Source organism: Pseudomonas sp. NKUCC02_KPG (assembly GCF_019345465.1).
Lineage (GTDB): Bacteria > Pseudomonadota > Gammaproteobacteria > Pseudomonadales > Pseudomonadaceae > Aquipseudomonas.
On record NZ_JAHKRC010000002.1, the window covers coordinates 58,667 to 73,168 of the forward strand.

General features: G+C 56.7%; 20 protein-coding genes and 1 tRNA gene. 11 read left to right on the forward strand and 10 right to left on the reverse strand.

Annotated elements, in window-relative coordinates; genetic code table 11:
- The first annotated feature begins 152 nt into the window (after positions 1–152).
- Genes aroC through KO536_RS03015 form a run of 3 tightly spaced genes read left to right on the forward strand, consistent with a single transcriptional unit; the run spans position 153 to position 3,023 of the window.
- Positions 153–1,244, forward strand: a complete 1,092-nt coding sequence (aroC, locus tag KO536_RS03005; protein ID WP_019826578.1) for a chorismate synthase — start codon at positions 153–155, stop codon at positions 1,242–1,244.
- Between the two features lie 34 nt (positions 1,245–1,278).
- Positions 1,279–2,427 carry a major facilitator superfamily domain-containing protein 6 gene (locus KO536_RS03010; protein ID WP_219261038.1) on the forward strand — a complete coding sequence of 383 codons (1,149 nt, stop codon included), beginning with the start codon at positions 1,279–1,281 and terminating at the stop codon, positions 2,425–2,427.
- Positions 2,428–2,477: 50 nt separating this feature from the next.
- Positions 2,478–3,023: an acireductone dioxygenase gene (locus KO536_RS03015; RefSeq protein ID WP_219261039.1), complete on the forward strand. Its 546-nt coding sequence runs from the start codon at positions 2,478–2,480 to the stop codon at positions 3,021–3,023.
- A gap of 65 nt (positions 3,024–3,088) precedes the next feature.
- On the opposite strand, the gene KO536_RS03020 is transcribed toward KO536_RS03015, so the two are convergent.
- Positions 3,089–3,367: a DUF3509 domain-containing protein gene (locus KO536_RS03020; protein WP_133076078.1), complete on the reverse strand. Its 279-nt coding sequence runs from the start codon at positions 3,365–3,367 to the stop codon at positions 3,089–3,091.
- 291 nt (positions 3,368–3,658) lie between these two features.
- On the opposite strand from KO536_RS03020, the gene KO536_RS03025 reads away from it, so the two are divergent.
- From KO536_RS03025 to KO536_RS03040, 4 genes are all read left to right on the forward strand, one after another.
- Complete coding sequence (locus KO536_RS03025) at positions 3,659–4,192, forward strand: ankyrin repeat domain-containing protein (RefSeq protein ID WP_133076079.1); 534 nt, start codon at positions 3,659–3,661, stop codon at positions 4,190–4,192.
- A 67-nt stretch (positions 4,193–4,259) separates the two neighbouring features.
- Complete coding sequence (locus KO536_RS03030) at positions 4,260–4,790, forward strand: hypothetical protein (RefSeq protein WP_133076080.1); 531 nt, start codon at positions 4,260–4,262, stop codon at positions 4,788–4,790.
- An 83-nt stretch (positions 4,791–4,873) separates the two neighbouring features.
- The gene (locus KO536_RS03035; RefSeq protein ID WP_133076081.1) at positions 4,874–5,065 is read left to right on the forward strand and encodes a PLDc N-terminal domain-containing protein; all 192 of its coding nucleotides are present in this window, start codon (positions 4,874–4,876) and stop codon (positions 5,063–5,065) included.
- Between the two features lie 368 nt (positions 5,066–5,433).
- The gene (locus tag KO536_RS03040) at positions 5,434–7,512 is read left to right on the forward strand and encodes an LTA synthase family protein (RefSeq protein WP_219261040.1); all 2,079 of its coding nucleotides are present in this window, start codon (positions 5,434–5,436) and stop codon (positions 7,510–7,512) included.
- A 56-nt stretch (positions 7,513–7,568) separates the two neighbouring features.
- On the opposite strand, the gene KO536_RS03045 is transcribed toward KO536_RS03040, so the two are convergent.
- Positions 7,569–7,727, reverse strand: coding sequence for a DUF3309 family protein (locus KO536_RS03045; RefSeq protein WP_133076084.1), 159 nt, complete (start codon positions 7,725–7,727; stop codon positions 7,569–7,571).
- 201 nt (positions 7,728–7,928) lie between these two features.
- On the opposite strand from KO536_RS03045, the gene KO536_RS03050 reads away from it, so the two are divergent.
- Together KO536_RS03050 and csrA are read left to right on the forward strand one after the other, a co-directional pair.
- On the forward strand, positions 7,929–8,261 hold the full coding sequence (locus KO536_RS03050) for a YnfA family protein (RefSeq protein ID WP_219261041.1): 333 nt from the start codon (positions 7,929–7,931) through the stop codon (positions 8,259–8,261).
- Between the two features lie 134 nt (positions 8,262–8,395).
- Positions 8,396–8,599 carry a carbon storage regulator CsrA gene (gene csrA / locus KO536_RS03055; RefSeq protein ID WP_219261042.1) on the forward strand — a complete coding sequence of 68 codons (204 nt, stop codon included), beginning with the start codon at positions 8,396–8,398 and terminating at the stop codon, positions 8,597–8,599.
- Here the strand turns inward: csrA and KO536_RS03060 are convergent.
- The 7 genes from KO536_RS03060 to KO536_RS03090 form a co-directional block, all read right to left on the reverse strand.
- On the reverse strand, positions 8,596–8,823 hold the full coding sequence (locus KO536_RS03060) for a YheU family protein (RefSeq protein WP_016781468.1): 228 nt from the start codon (positions 8,821–8,823) through the stop codon (positions 8,596–8,598). The two genes, csrA and KO536_RS03060, sit on opposite strands and share 4 nt — an antisense overlap.
- Positions 8,824–8,868: 45 nt before the next feature.
- On the reverse strand, positions 8,869–9,870 hold the full coding sequence (locus tag KO536_RS03065) for a glycosyl transferase family protein (protein WP_219261043.1): 1,002 nt from the start codon (positions 9,868–9,870) through the stop codon (positions 8,869–8,871).
- Positions 9,867–10,202, reverse strand: a complete 336-nt coding sequence (locus KO536_RS03070; protein ID WP_219261044.1) for a TusE/DsrC/DsvC family sulfur relay protein — start codon at positions 10,200–10,202, stop codon at positions 9,867–9,869. Before KO536_RS03070 ends, KO536_RS03065 begins: the two co-directional genes overlap by 4 nt.
- Positions 10,199–10,486, reverse strand: coding sequence for a sulfurtransferase complex subunit TusB (gene tusB, locus KO536_RS03075; protein ID WP_133076089.1), 288 nt, complete (start codon positions 10,484–10,486; stop codon positions 10,199–10,201). Before tusB ends, KO536_RS03070 begins: the two co-directional genes overlap by 4 nt.
- A complete protein-coding gene (gene tusC / locus KO536_RS03080; protein WP_219261045.1) occupies positions 10,486–10,848 on the reverse strand; it encodes a sulfurtransferase complex subunit TusC in 363 nt (120 codons plus the stop codon). The genes tusB and tusC overlap by 1 nt, the downstream gene beginning before the upstream one ends.
- A gap of 1 nt (position 10,849) precedes the next feature.
- The gene (tusD, locus tag KO536_RS03085) at positions 10,850–11,242 is read right to left on the reverse strand and encodes a sulfurtransferase complex subunit TusD (RefSeq protein ID WP_133076091.1); all 393 of its coding nucleotides are present in this window, start codon (positions 11,240–11,242) and stop codon (positions 10,850–10,852) included.
- 110 nt (positions 11,243–11,352) lie between these two features.
- On the reverse strand, positions 11,353–12,024 hold the full coding sequence (locus KO536_RS03090; RefSeq protein WP_133076092.1) for a Bax inhibitor-1/YccA family protein: 672 nt from the start codon (positions 12,022–12,024) through the stop codon (positions 11,353–11,355).
- 243 nt (positions 12,025–12,267) lie between these two features.
- On the opposite strand from KO536_RS03090, the gene KO536_RS03095 reads away from it, so the two are divergent.
- Positions 12,268–12,358: transfer RNA gene (locus tag KO536_RS03095), tRNA-Ser, on the forward strand.
- Positions 12,359–12,506: 148 nt separating this feature from the next.
- Here the strand turns inward: KO536_RS03095 and KO536_RS03100 are convergent.
- Positions 12,507–13,358 carry a LysR substrate-binding domain-containing protein gene (locus tag KO536_RS03100; protein WP_219261046.1) on the reverse strand — a complete coding sequence of 284 codons (852 nt, stop codon included), beginning with the start codon at positions 13,356–13,358 and terminating at the stop codon, positions 12,507–12,509.
- A gap of 244 nt (positions 13,359–13,602) precedes the next feature.
- Between KO536_RS03100 and KO536_RS03105 the strand changes: the two genes are divergently transcribed.
- Positions 13,603–14,445, forward strand: a complete 843-nt coding sequence (locus KO536_RS03105) for a transporter substrate-binding domain-containing protein (protein ID WP_219261047.1) — start codon at positions 13,603–13,605, stop codon at positions 14,443–14,445.
- The last annotated feature ends 57 nt before the right edge of the window (positions 14,446–14,502 follow it).

Genomic DNA, 14,502 nt, shown 5'->3' on the forward strand with positions numbered 1-14,502 from the left:
TGAGTAAGGTTCGAGGATGAACTACGGAGGTAGCCTGCGTATACTGGCGCATTTGGTTATCTGGGATCTGTTCAACTTCTGTTGTGGCTGCAACACAACTTGAACCGATTTCGGGCTGAACTTTATCGGCTGATTTTCGCGGAGCGCCCTGCATGTCCGGCAATACCTACGGCAAGCTGTTCACTGTCACCACCGCTGGCGAAAGCCATGGTCCGGCGTTGGTCGCCATTGTTGATGGCTGCCCGCCAGGGCTGGAGCTGTCCCTTGAAGACCTGCAGCGTGATCTGGATCGACGCAAGCCCGGCACCAGCCGTCATACCACCCAGCGCCAGGAAGCCGACGAAGTCGAAATCCTTTCCGGGGTGTTTGAAGGTCGCACCACCGGTTGCGCCATCGGCCTGTTGATCCGCAACACCGACCAGAAGTCCAAGGACTACTCGGCGATCAAGGATCTGTTTCGTCCGGCCCACGCCGATTACACCTACCACCACAAATACGGCGAGCGGGATTACCGCGGTGGCGGTCGCAGCTCGGCCCGTGAAACGGCGATGCGTGTGGCCGCAGGTGCCATTGCCAAAAAGTACCTGGCAACCCAGGGCATTGTGATTCGCGGCTACATGAGCCAGCTGGGCCCGATCGAAATCCCGTTCAAGACCTGGGACTCGGTTGAAGAAAACGCCTTTTTCAGCCCTGATCCAGACAAAGTGCCGGAGCTTGAGGCCTACATGGATCAACTGCGTCGTGATCAGGACTCGGTCGGTGCCAAAATCACCGTGGTCGCCGAAGGTGTGATTCCGGGTCTGGGCGAGCCGATTTTCGACCGCCTGGACGCTGAATTGGCCCATGCGCTGATGAGCATCAACGCGGTCAAGGGCATCGAGATTGGCGCCGGCTTTGCCAGCGTTGCCCAGCGTGGCACCGAGCACCGCGACGAGATGACTCCCGAAGGCTTCCTCAGCAACAACGCGGGCGGCATTCTGGGCGGGATTTCGTCCGGCCAGCCGATCGTTGCACACTTGGCCCTCAAGCCAACATCGAGCATCACCACCCCGGGCCGCTCGATCGACGTGCATGGCAATCCGGTGGACGTGATCACCAAGGGCCGTCATGACCCGTGTGTAGGCATTCGTGCCACCCCGATTGCCGAAGCCATGATGGCCATCGTGCTGATGGACCACCTGCTGCGTCATCGTGGGCAAAATGCCGACGTGCGTGTAAGCACGCCTGTGCTGGGCCAGCTGTAATGCAAGGGTTGCTGGGCGCCACGGTCTGACGACCGTGGCGACACTTCCTTACTGGCGCCTGTCCGGGTTCTATCTTTTCTATTTCGCCTTGCTCGGCGCGACAGCGCCGTTTCTGGCGCTGTACTTTCATCACCTCGGCTTCTCCAGTGCGCGCATAGGCGAACTGGTGGCCATCCCGATGTTGATGCGCTGCGTGGCCCCCAATCTGTGGGGCTGGCTTGGCGACTACACCGGCCAGCGGCTGTTGATTGTGCGGCTTGGCGCGCTCTGCACCTTGCTCAGCTTTGCCCTGATTTTCGTCAGCCAGAGTTATGCCTGGCTGGCACTGGTGATGGCGCTGCACGCGTTCTTCTGGCACGCCGTATTGCCGCAATTCGAAGTCATCACCTTTGCCCACTTGCGCGAGCAGCCTGAGCGTTACAGCCAGATTCGCCTGTGGGGCTCGATCGGTTTTATCCTCGCGGTGGTGATTCTGGGACGCCTGTTTGAGTGGCTGAGCCTGGATATCTACCCGGTAGCGCTGATCGTGATCATGGGCGGCATTGTGCTGTGCAGCCTGTGGGTACCGAATGCGCAACCTTCCAGTCAGGGGCGTGCAGCCGTCGTGGGCGGCTTTTTAAAGCAATTGTGCAGCCCCGGTGTACTGGCGTTTTATGCCTGTGTCGCGTTGATGCAAATGAGCCACGGGCCGTATTACACCTTCCTCACCCTGCACCTCGAGGACCTGGGTTACAGCCGGGGCGTGATCGGTCTGCTCTGGGCCCTGGGGGTGGTCGCCGAAGTGCTGATGTTTTTGGCCATGCGCCGCATCCTGCTCAAGTTCTCAGTGCGCCGGGTGTTGATGTTCAGTTTCATGCTGGCCGCCGTGCGCTGGCTATTGTTGGGTTCTTTTGCCGAGCACCTGTGGGTATTGCTGCTGGCGCAGCTGCTGCATGCCGCCACTTTCGGCAGTTTTCACGCCTCGGCCATGACCTTTGTACAGCGCAGTTTTGGCCCGGGCCAGCAAGGGCAGGGCCAGGCCTTGTACGCCACCCTGGCCGGGATTGGCGGCGCAGTGGGGGCACTGTATTCCGGTTATAGCTGGAACACCCTGGGTCCCACCTTCACCTTTAGTATGGCAAGCGTCGCAGCCCTGACCGCAGCCGTTATCATTGCCACTCGATTGAAAGAGGACAGGCACTGAGCCTTGCCCGCAACAGCCGAATGCACGCCCAAGCCAAGGAACCCCGTCCCATGAGCAGCCTGTCCGTTTACCACGTATCGAGCCCTGAATTACCCAACAAGGTGCTGACCCACTTTGAAGACATCGTTTCTACACTGGCCGAACAGGGCGTGGTTTTTGATCGCCTGCCAACCACAACACCGATCCGGCCGGGCGCCAGCCAGGACGAAGTGGTCCAGGCCTGCCGTGAGCCGATTGATCGGCTGATGAGCGAACACGGCTGCGCCAGCCTTGACGTTGTCAGCGTCAGCAGCGAACACCCGCAAAAAGCCGAGTTGCGCGCCAGGTTTCTGGACGAGCATCGTCACGGTGCTGATGAAATGCGATTGTTTGTCGCCGGGCGTGGGCTGGTTTCGCTGCACATCGGTGATTATCTCTATGCAGTGCTGTGCGAACGCAGCGATCTGCTCTCGGTGCCTGCCGGCATGGCGCAATGGTTTGATATGGGTGAGCACCCGCACCTTGTAGCCATCAGAATGTTCGGCAATGCCCAGGGCATGGTTGCTCATCCGACGGGAGCAGACATCGCCAGCCATTTCCCGGGCCTTGATGATTAAGGCGACCGAATCGAGCACAGCAAAAAGCCAGCGATCGCTGGCTTTTTTGCATCAGGCATTCGGTATCAGCGGGTGTGGTAGGTCGGCAGGGCGAAGCGGTGCTGGCTTTGCAGCAGCGAAATCGTTGGCAGTTCGCTGGCAGTGCCGGCGAGGTCACGGCGAATGGCGCTGATGGCCCACGTCAATTGTTCTGCGGTATGCAACTGGGCGTAGGAGATCGTGCGCTGGGTCTGTTTTCCATCGCTGTCACACAGGGTCAATAGCACGCCGCCATCCGGGCGGGGTTTGACAGTCACTGTGTGGTTGGAGAACAACGATGCGAATTTTTCCTGGATCAGGCTCATGTGTTTTGCTCCATAGCTCTTGAAGGGCTTCTATGGAGGAGAGGTTGCAGCGATTGTGCCACTATTCTTTTTTTAGAAAATCCTTATAAATCAATAGCTTGTATTTAATGCAAAATGCACTTGTCGTGCATTTTGCATGAAGGGCCATCGTGCATCCTGCATTTTGCCCAGTTGATATGAGCGTCTGAGCGTCGATTGATTGTTTCTATGGTCATCTTGCGAAGAAAAGGGATGACACCTTTGCTCCGTCTCAGGAAACTAGGTTTTTTTGTAGCGAAGGTGGAGCTTTACATGTCAGACAACAAGCCAGCAGATCAAGCCCGGCAGATGAGCCCTGAAGAGGCCGCCGACTTTGCCGAACAGGTGTTCAACAAGGCGCGCGACGGCGATGCTGCGATGCTGGCCGCTCTGTTGAGCAAGGGATTGCCGGCCAACTTGCGCAATCACAAGGGCGATACCTTGCTGATGCTGGCCAGCTATCACGGGCACGTAGAGGCGGTTAAGGTGCTGCTCGAGCACAATGCCGATCCCGAAATCCGCAATGAAAACGGCCAGAGCCCGATTGCCGGTGCTGCGTTCAAGGGTGATCTGCACATGGTCAAAACCCTCGTCGAGGGCGGTGCACAAGTCGAAGGCGCTTCGTTTGATGGCCGGACCGCGTTGATGATGGCCGCCATGTTCAATCGCACCGAGATCATTGATTACCTGATCAGCAAGGGTGCAGATCCCAAGGCCAAGGATGCCAATGGCATCACGGCACTGGATGCGGCCAAGACCATGGGCGCAACCGACGCTGTGGCCAAACTCGAGAAGCTGTCGGGCTGATTGCCCTTGAAGGGCGCAATTGTTATATCCTGCGCGCCCTTAAATTTCCTTGTGACAGGCCTCGCCCATGAAAACCACTCTCGTTGAACTCATCAGCAAAATCAGCTCTGGGTGCATGGGTGACGACGAAATCGCCACAATCGCTGATGAGGCGGCTCAAGCTTACGCTGATCAGGCAGGCTTTCTGGCCGCCAATCCGGACATCAACTACGACGACAGCTTCCCTATCCCGCTGGGCGAGTGGGTGATTGTGGGTAGCTTGCCGGACACGGTGTTGTTCCAGGCAGATACGTACATGGATCTGTTTGCCCAGATCGTAGCCTCGTTTGGCCCGGACGTAGCGTTCAATATCAAGCCCAAGCAGTTGGCCAAGACCGAGCCGCTGACGGCGCTTAACCGGATCCAGATCCAGATGGGCAGCATGAGCGCCGATAAGGGGGGTTATGTGCTGTTGAACCTGAGCCAGCCGCTGGATGACGAGATTCAAGTGGTACTGGTGTATGGCAACGACGTGCCTCGCGTGCTGGAGTTGTGTGCCCAGGCGGGTATCGCGGCAGCGCCTTCGCTCGAAGCCTTGAAGGTTGCCGTGCACGGCTGAAACCATGCCTGTGCAATTAAAAGCGGAACCCTGGCTGCGGGTGACTATCCTATGTGCACACGTACTCACTCAGGAGCGTCATCATGGGTTCAACGTTTAATGGTCTGATCGGTTTGATCATTCTGGCTCTCGATATCTGGGCCATCATCAACGTGCTTAAAAGTGGTGCGGGTACCGGGGCAAAAATCCTCTGGATCTTGCTGATTCTGTTCCTGCCGGTGTTGGGGCTGGTCATTTGGGCCATCGCCGGGCCGCGGGGTAATGTGCGGATTTAAGCTGCTGCGCGATCAATCGGCGGTGCTGACACTCAACGGCGACGCAATGACTGGAAAGGGCCTGATGGCCCTTTCTTGTGTATCAAGATGTGCTTTGAACGAAATTTTCACGGAAACTTTAAGACAATTCGCACGCAAATTTTCGGCTTCACAACGTGTAAACGCCTCTAGTCCGGTGTTTAGCGGTTAGTGTCGGGCCAAATCCTGCGTAAAGAAGAGCGATGTTCCAGTGGAAATCCACGGGTGATCATGCAACATTTGCCCCCCTATGAGTGACCTCTCTGCCTGTGCCAAAGCGCATGGGTGCCAAGGGCAGGGCAATGCTCAATAAAGCCACTTCAACTTGAACCAATGGGTCCTAAAACGACATGGCAAACCCGGACGCCCCAAGCCAACAACATGCTGCCACGCGTGTGTTGCAACCGACCGTCAAATCGCATCTGGCGTTTACGCTGCTCTGTGCCTTGATCATGATGGTGATGTTCACCCTGCTACGGGTGGCATTGCTGGTTTACAACCGGGAAATGATCCTCGATACCCCGGCCTCGACTTTCCTCGAAGCGTTCGCCAACGGCCTGCGTTTCGACTTGCGCATTGTCGTTTACTTCAGCATTCCACTGCTGTTGGCGCTGCTCAGTGTCAAGGCAATGGCCATGCGCGGGGTGCTGCGCTTCTGGCTTCTCGCAGCCTCCAGCCTGGCACTGTTTTTGGGCCTGATGGAGATGGACTTCTACCGTGAGTTCCATCAACGCCTCAACGGCCTGGTTTTCCAGTACGTCAAGGAAGACCCGAAAACCGTCATGAGCATGTTGTGGTATGGCTTCCCGGTAGTGCGTTACCTGTTGGCCTGGGCCGTAGGCACCGTGATCCTGTACTTCGCATTCCGTGGTGCAGACCGCGTAACCCGTCCAAGTGCTGGCGCAGTTGCCTCGGGCACTTCGCGCACTGTAGCGCCGTGGTATGGCCGTGTTGCCGTGTTCATGGTGCTGCTGCTGGTGTGTGTGGTTGCGGCTCGCGGCACCCTGCGTCAGGGGCCTCCGCTGCGCTGGGGTGATGCCTACACAACGGACTCCAACTTCGCTAACCAGTTGGGTCTCAACGGTTCCCTGTCCCTGATTGCTGCTGCCAAAAGCCGCTTCGGTGACGATCGCACCAATATCTGGAAGGCCACGCTGGAAGAGCCTGTGGCTCAGCAGACCGTGCGCGACATGCTGCTGACCGAACACGACAAGCTGGTCGATCCGGATACGGCCCCTGTGCGCCGTGACACCACGCCGCCTGCGGAAAAAACCCTGCCGATCAAGAACGTTGTTGTGATCCTGATGGAAAGCTTCGCCGGACACTCGGTGGGTGCGCTGGGTCGCCCGGGCAATATCACGCCTTACTTCGACAACCTGTCCAAGGAAGGCTTGCTGTTTGAGCGCTTCTTCTCCAACGGCACCCATACCCATCAGGGCATGTTCGCCACTATGGCCTGCTTCCCGAACCTGCCGGGTTTTGAATACCTGATGCAAACCCCGGAAGGTAGCCACAAGTTGTCCGGCCTGCCGGAATTGCTGAGTGCCCGCAAGTTCGATGATGTGTATGTCTACAACGGTGATTTTGCCTGGGACAACCAGTCGGGCTTCTTCAGCAACCAGGGCATGACTACTTTTGTGGGTCGTAACGATTTCGTTAACCCTGTGTTCTCGGACCCTACCTGGGGCGTATCTGACCAGGACATGTTCAACCGTGGCCTCGAAGAGCTGAAAAAGCGTGAAGGTAAAGAGCCTTTCTATGCGTTGCTGCAAACCCTGTCCAACCACACGCCGTATGCCTTGCCTACGCCGTTGCCGGTTGAGCCGGTGACTGATCGTGGTTCGCTCAACGAGCATTTGACGGCGATGCGTTACTCCGACTGGGCGTTGGGGCAGTTCTTCGAAAAAGCGCGTAAAGAGCCGTACTTCAAGGAAACCCTGTTTGTCGTGGTCGGCGACCACGGGTTCGGCAACGAACAGCAAATTTCCGAGATGGACCTTGGGCGTTTTAACGTGCCATTGCTGCTGATCGGGCCTGGTATTCAGGAGAAGTTCGGTGCCCGAAATGACACCGTGGGGACTCAGGTCGATATCGTGCCGACTATCATGGGTCGTCTGGGTGGCGAGTTCCGTCAGCAATGCTGGGGCCGTGACCTGCTGACCCTGCCAGAAGGCGACAAGGGCAGCGGTGTGATCAAGCCGTCCGGCAGTGACCAGACCGTGGCGATCATCAGTGACGACTACTTGCTGGTTCAACCCAAGGATATGCCGGCCAAGGTTTGGCAGTACAAATTGGGCGCCAATGCTGACGCAAAAGTGGTAACCGATTCGCCTGAAGCGACCGAGCTTAAGACAAAGCTCGAATCCTTCCTGCAAACCGCTACCAAAAGCCTGCTGGATAACACCGCAGGCGTGGCTGATCCCAAGTAATCAGCCCGATAAATAAAAAGAGGCCTCAGGGCCTCTTTTTTATTGCGCTGCAGACGTCAGATCTTGCCGAGCAGGAGCAATATCAACAGCACTACCAGCACGGTCCCGATAATGCCCGAGGGGCCGTATCCCCAGCTTTTTGAGTGCGGGAACACCGGCAGTCCGCCGACTAACAGCAAAATAAGAACGATCAGAAGAATTGTGGTCATGAATATTTCCTTCTTTATTGTGTTGCGCCGATAGGCAGTTTTTTGGGGCGCCGCTTGAGATACAGGGGTGGGCAGTGCTTATAAAATCCGACTCGAGCGCAAGGTGAATAATTCAATTTTTATTCAGGGCGGTCTTAAAAGACTTCGACCTTGATCACCAGCAGGCCCGCAGGTAGGGTGGCGCGCTGCATATCTGGAGACACGCGCATGCTCAACTACGTATGGTTTTTTTTGGCAGCTCTGTTTGAAATTGCAGGTTGCTATGGGTTTTGGATGTGGTTGCGCCAGGACAAAAGCCCATGGTGGGCGTTGCCGGCGATCGTGAGTCTGGTGTTGTTTGCCTTGCTGCTGACCAAGGTCGAAGCGGCTTATGCCGGGCGTGCCTATGCCGCCTATGGCGGGATTTACATTGTGACGTCCATTGCCTGGCTGGCGGTCGTTGAGCGCATTCGACCACTGGGTTCAGACTGGATTGGGGTAGGGTTGTGTGTGATTGGCGCCACCATCATCTTGCTGGGACCGCGCTTTTCAAGCCCTTAAAGCCTTGTTCGACCGTTAGTCTGTAGGAGGTATCCGAGGAAGTAGTAGGCGTGCGCTGAATTCATTTGTAGGGATTGATGGGTAGTTTTACGCAGTGCAGTCTTTATGCCTACTCAGATCCTAGGATGACAGCCATGCAGATACTTAGTCGTGCCGCAAGCGAGCGTATTTCAATCGGATCAGAAATAACGCTGTGCGTTATTGCCGTAAACGGTACAAGCGTGCGCCTGGGGGTCGAGGCCCCCAGGGACATCAGTGTTCATCGCGATGAAATCTATAAGCGGATACGAGACCGCAATACTGGGCGCCTTGCCAGCGGCGAACTTGCAAAGGATTAATCAAAGAACTCTTTTGGCACTGCGTGCTTGGGCATCAGCTGGCACTGTTGGCTTTCAAGGTCGAAAAAAATAACCGCTTGCCCTTTGCTCAGCGCATGTCGGACACGCAGCACGCGGGTTTCCTGAGGCGTGTCATCGCCGTTGTCAGTGCCATCACGGCTTACGAAATCTTCGATCAGGCGGGTGAGGGTGTCGGGTTCAAGCTGGTCGTAGGGAATGAGCATGGTGTGGTCTCGCAAAAAGGCAGAGTCGGGTGGCCAGCAACAGGTTTAGATCGATGTGTCACGATTGTCCCAATAGCGCTGTGCCAGCTCAAAGGCTTGCTCCCGGGGGGTGCCCAGCCCTCGCAATGCAAGGGCCATCGTCGACAACAGGGCCAATTGGGGGTAGCGGTCTTCGACTTCGCCACGCCAAAGCGCCTTGAGATGTTCCGGATCCAGCGATGGGGGTTTGACATGGCGTTGTGACGACAAGGCGGGCCACTCTTCATCCCAGCTCACGCCTGCCGTTGTGCCGTAAAGATGGCTTGATGTGTCGGGATTGATTTCGACTTCGCCGCCATCACCCTTGATCACGATGCTGGTGTCTCCCAGCAAGCCACTGGCTTCTCGGTGCACGCTTTGATAGCCCGGATGGAAGATGCTTTGCAGGCCGCAGCGGGCACTCAGGGGGTTGAGAATGCGTGCCAGGGAGTGGATCGGCGAGCGCAGGCCCAGAGTGTTGCGCAGGTCTATCATGCGCTGCAATTGCGGCGCCCAGTCCTGCAGCGGCATAAACGCCGGATTGCCTGTGTCCAGCGCTTCATTGACGCTCTGCCAGTTGCGGCACAGCGGGATGCCAAGCACCTCAAGCAGCTGCTCACTGTACATTCGGCCCGCCGTATGAGCGCCTCCGCCATGCATGAAGATACGTACGCCGTTCTGGGCCAGGCACTTGGCGGCCAGCAGATACCAAGGCAAGTGGCGCTTTTTGCCTGCATAAGTCGGCCAGTCGATGTCGACCTTGATCGCGGGTGCTGCCAGGCGGTCTCTGACGGCTTCGGTGAAACCTGCCATTTCTTCTGAGCTTTCTTCCTTGTGCCGCAATAACATCAGAAAGGCCCCCAGCTGGGTGTCTTCTGCCTTGTCGTCGAGCAGCATGCCCATTGCCTCGCGAGCTTCTTCGCGGGTCAGGTTGCGGGCACCCCGTTTACCTTTGCCCAGGATGCGTACAAATTGAGCAAACGGGTGTTCGGCCGGAGTTTCGAGAGTCAGCGCAGCGGGAGTGTTCATAGGCAATTGGTCGGCTTGGGCAGGCCCGCCAGCTTGGCGGCGAGTTTGGCTGGGGTGCCATTAAACAGTCGGTTGAGGTGCAAGCTGTTGCCTTTGTCGGGCCCCAGTTTCAGAGCGGTGTACTTGATCAGTGGGCGCGTGGCAGGAGACAGCTGGAACTCTTGATAGAAGCTGCGCAACAACTCAAGGATTTCCCAGTGTTCGGGGCTTAGCTCGATGCCCGTTTGTACGGCCAGTGCCTGGGCGACTTCGGCAGACCAATCGTTGAGGTCCAGCAGGTAGCCGTCCTTGTCCAGTTCGATGCTTTTGCCGCTGAGAGTAAGCACATTCATAGCCAGGTGTTGACCTTGTCATAACGAATCGACAGCTCGACGAAGGCTGGGTAATCAACACCCGTTGCCCATGTCGGGCATTTGAGGTTGCGCACCTGCAAGTCCTCTTCAAGGATAAAAACGGTTTTTTCTTCCAGGGATGTGAGGGCGCTGCCTTGTAGCTGCAGGGCGTATACCCCGTCGCCGCAAAGCAGCACGGCATCTTCACTGCCCAGCAAGCGCAGGCAGCTGCCCAGGCGGGTGTCTGAAAAAGGTGAGTGGCTCACAACGTGTAGGGTCGACATCAGAGGGTGATCACTTGGTCATAACGGTCAATGACTGCACGCACTTCATCTGCTGACAGTGGCTGTACGTCAGCGACTGCAAGCCCTGCAGGCGAGATTCCACGCTCGTCAAGGCTGTGGCGGCAAGCATACAAATCCTCAACGCCAAACATGGCCAGGGCTTGCAGGTTGGCGGTGAGGTTTTTTTGTTGAAGGGCGCCGGCGTTTTGTTCTGGAGCGAGCTGGAAAGTACCGTCATCCATAAACAGCAGGCCAATAGGCAAGTCAAATGCACCGCCCGCCAGAACGATGTCCAGTGCTTCTTTTGCCCCCGGGCCAGACCACGGAGCCTGGCGGCTGATAATCAACAGTGACTTGGGCATTTCAAGGCCCTCCGAAGCAGATCAGTCGATCGGCAGATTGAATGGCATCGTGTAATTGCCCCAGTCCGGACAATTCCCACGGTGCTTTCAGGTTGACCCCCGGGCGCTGATAGCGCGTTGCTTCGTCTTCATTCAGTACGCCCCGGCGCAAGGCTGCGGCAATACACACCACGCCATCGAGCTGATGCTGACTGACGAAGGTCGCCCATTGTTGTGCGATGTCCTGTTCGTCCTGGGGCGTCACGATATTGCTCGAAGCACTGTGAACACCGTCTTGATAAAAGAACAGCCGGACAATTTCATGGCCGCCCGCCAGTGCTGCCTGGGCAAAACGCAGGGCACGACGGGAGGAGGGTGCATGGGCTGCCGAATAAAGGGCAATGGCAAATTTCATGGTGGGCTCTGTCAGCAAATCTGCGGTAATGATAAAGCCAGATGCCCAAAGATGCTTGCAGCAGACAACAAAAAGCCCGCCGAAGCGGGCTTTTGTGTAGCGGTTGTTGATCAGTCGTCGCGGCTCATGATGCCGAAAATTTGCAGCAGGCTGATGAACAGGTTGTAGATCGAAACATACAGGCTGATGGTCGCCATGATGTAGTTGCGCTCGCCGCCATGAATGATGGCGCTGGTCTGGAACAGGATGCAGACCGAAGAGAACAATACAAAACCTGCGCTGATCGCCAGTTGCAGGCCGCTGACCTGGAAGAAGAAGCTGGCCAGCGTCGCGCCCAGCAGAACAAAGAAGCCGGCAGTGATGAAGCCGCCCAGGAAGCTCATGTCCTTGCGGGTGATCAGCACGTAGGCTGACAGGCCACCAAATACCAGAGCAGTCATCGCAAATGCCGAGCTTACTACTTCAGCGCCGCCCTGCATGCCCAGGTAGCGGTTGAGAATCGGGCCCAGAAGGAATCCCATGAAACCGGTCAGGGCAAAGGCGGACACCAGGCCCCATGCCGAATCACGCAGCTTGTTCGTCAAGAAGAACAGGCCGTAGAAACCGATGAGTACAACAAAAATATTTGGGTAGCCGACTCGCATCTGCTGCGAGACGTAAGCCATTACACCGCTGAAAGCCAGGGTAAGAGCCAGCAAGCCGTACGTGTTGCGCAGGACGCGGCTAACCTCTAGCTGCTCGGCCTGCACGCTGTTATTAACTGCGTAATCCTGTTCGCGCATGGCGATACTCCTGTGGTTAGAAATGTTAAGTAGCAAAGATCATAGCAGAGGCTCTGAAACAAGGGATCAAGAGAGTTTGACAACGTGTTTCATTCAGGTATTATGGCGCCCGAAACAACGGTAGGGGGTAGGGCTTGTTGCTTTAAAGCAGCAGTCTTGAAAGTCGTAGACTGTAACAGGTTCATGATTTTTTTATCCCGGGTGCTTTCCAATAGCACGCTGGCGGTGATTCATTTGAAGTACGGGAAATTGGCAGAGTGGTTGAATGCACCGGTCTTGAAAACCGGCGAACGTTAATAGCGTTCCCAGGGTTCGAATCCCTGGTTTCCCGCCAAGATTCGATAAAAAAGGGCATACGCTAACGCGGTGCCCTTTTTTGTGCCTTCGTTTTAGTGAGCCTGATCCATTATCAAGGGGCAGCCACGCCGTTGCCCCTTGCTTCGTTCGTGCTGACTGACCTGTGCCGCAGGCTTCAGCGGCACTCAGTGCCCGCGGTGGCTGCGAATCAACTCATAGGCCCGACGAACCAGGGGGTTCAGGGTGTTGGGCCGAATCCACAGGTAGTAGGTGACGTCCGGCAGGCGAGGCAAACCATCGCTTTCACCCAGCACCCGCATATCCGGGCCCAGCATTTCCATGCTTCTGGCAGTGACGCCAAGGCCTGCACGTGTTGCCGCCTTGATGCCGATCAGGTTCGATGCCAGGTAAGCCTGGCGCCACGCAATGTTGGCGCTCTCCAGTGCCTCAAGGGCATATCGTCGATAGATGCTGGGCTCATCCACCAGAATCAACGGTATCGGCTCCCCGGGGGTGTGAAGGTACTGCGCGGAGCAAATCCACCATACAGGTGAGGTGCGCAGGGCAAAGCCTTCCAGGTTCGGGTCTTCGCGAGTGGAAATCACCATGTCCACCTTGCCCCGGTGCAGGTCGTCCATCAGGAAAGGGCTTCTGCCGACGTCGATTTCCAGGCGCAAACGCGGCGCCGAGCGCGCGATGTGGCTCAGGATGGGGGGCAGGATGGTGTCCGCGATGTCATGGGGTGAGCCAATGCGCAGCACGCCGCTCAGGCTGCTTTCGCGCAAGGAGTTAAGCGCGTCATTGTTGAGCGAGAGCATCTGTCTGGCATGGCGTAGCAACTGCTGTCCGGCCTCCGTGAGCTGTTTTTGTCGGCCGCGCTTTTCAAACAGGCTAACCCCGACCTGTTGCTCCAGGCGTTGCATGTGCTGAGTGACCGACGATTGTGTGCGGGCCAGTTGCACGCCGGCCTCGGCAAAGCTGTGGTGGTCGACCACGGCAATGAAGGTGCGCAGTAACTCGAGATCAAGGGTCGACATGGAGGCTTTTTTTATATCAGGAGTGAGAACCTAAACATTACATATTTTTATGTGTTTGCACGAAGTTATTTCTTTGAATACTCACATTGGCCAGTGAATCCAGGCTTATAAGCATTGATCTAAAAATTGAAACCGGCTCAGTTATAACGATATTAGATATTTGTATTTCCGTTACCTCCGTGCTGTACGCAGGATGTCCACTTATTGGATCGGGCTTTTCCCGGTCATTCATGAGGGGAAATCCATGTTGCTTGAGCGCGCGCCTGTAAGACGTCTATTGCCTGTACTGTTGGGCGCCCTGGTCTCATTGGCGGCCAGCACTGCTGTCCAGGCTGACGCGACACTGGACAAGATCGAGCAGCGTCATGTGTTGGCCGTTGGCGTGCTGCTGTCAGGTGGCCCCTTTGGCGGTATAGACCCGAGCACTCAGAAGCCGCGCGGCTTGAACGTTGAACTCGCTCAGGAACTGGGTCGGCAGTTGAATGTTGAAGTGCAACTGGTGCCGGTATTACCTGCCAACCGTGTGCAATTTCTACAGCAGGGCAAAGTGGACTTGCTGATCGCCAACATGGAATGGACGCCAGAGCGCGGCGAAATCCTCGGGTTTGTACCGACACCGTTTTACCGGGTTGGCGGTACCGCCGCGGTGCTCAAGGACAGCAAGATCACTCGTTGGGAAGACCTGAAGGGGCAACCCGTCTGCACCTCTCAAGGCAGCAGCTACATCAAGCCGCTGACCGAGTTGGGCGTTGAGTTGAAGGCGTTCAAAAGTTCATCCGAATCCTTGTTGGCACTGCGTGGCAGTAACTGCGTTGCTGCGGTACATGACGCCACACTGATCAATCCGTTAATCGCCGACAACCCCGAATGGCAAGGCTATCGTGCCCTAAGTCCGGAGCTCAACCCGGCACCGTCCGTGATCTGGACGCGTCGTGGTGAAAGCGACACCCAGGCCAGGCTTGAGCCGATCGTCAAGGAGCTGCACCGCAGCGGCTGGCTGATCGAAGCCCAGACCCGCAATCACATCACTCCCGCGTCACCTGCACTGGTCGAATTGCAAAAGCAGTTCCAGGGCGACGGCGCCTGATTCCCCTCCATCGTATTTAACAGGTGGCCGCATTGCGGCTGCCCTCCAAGGTAGTTG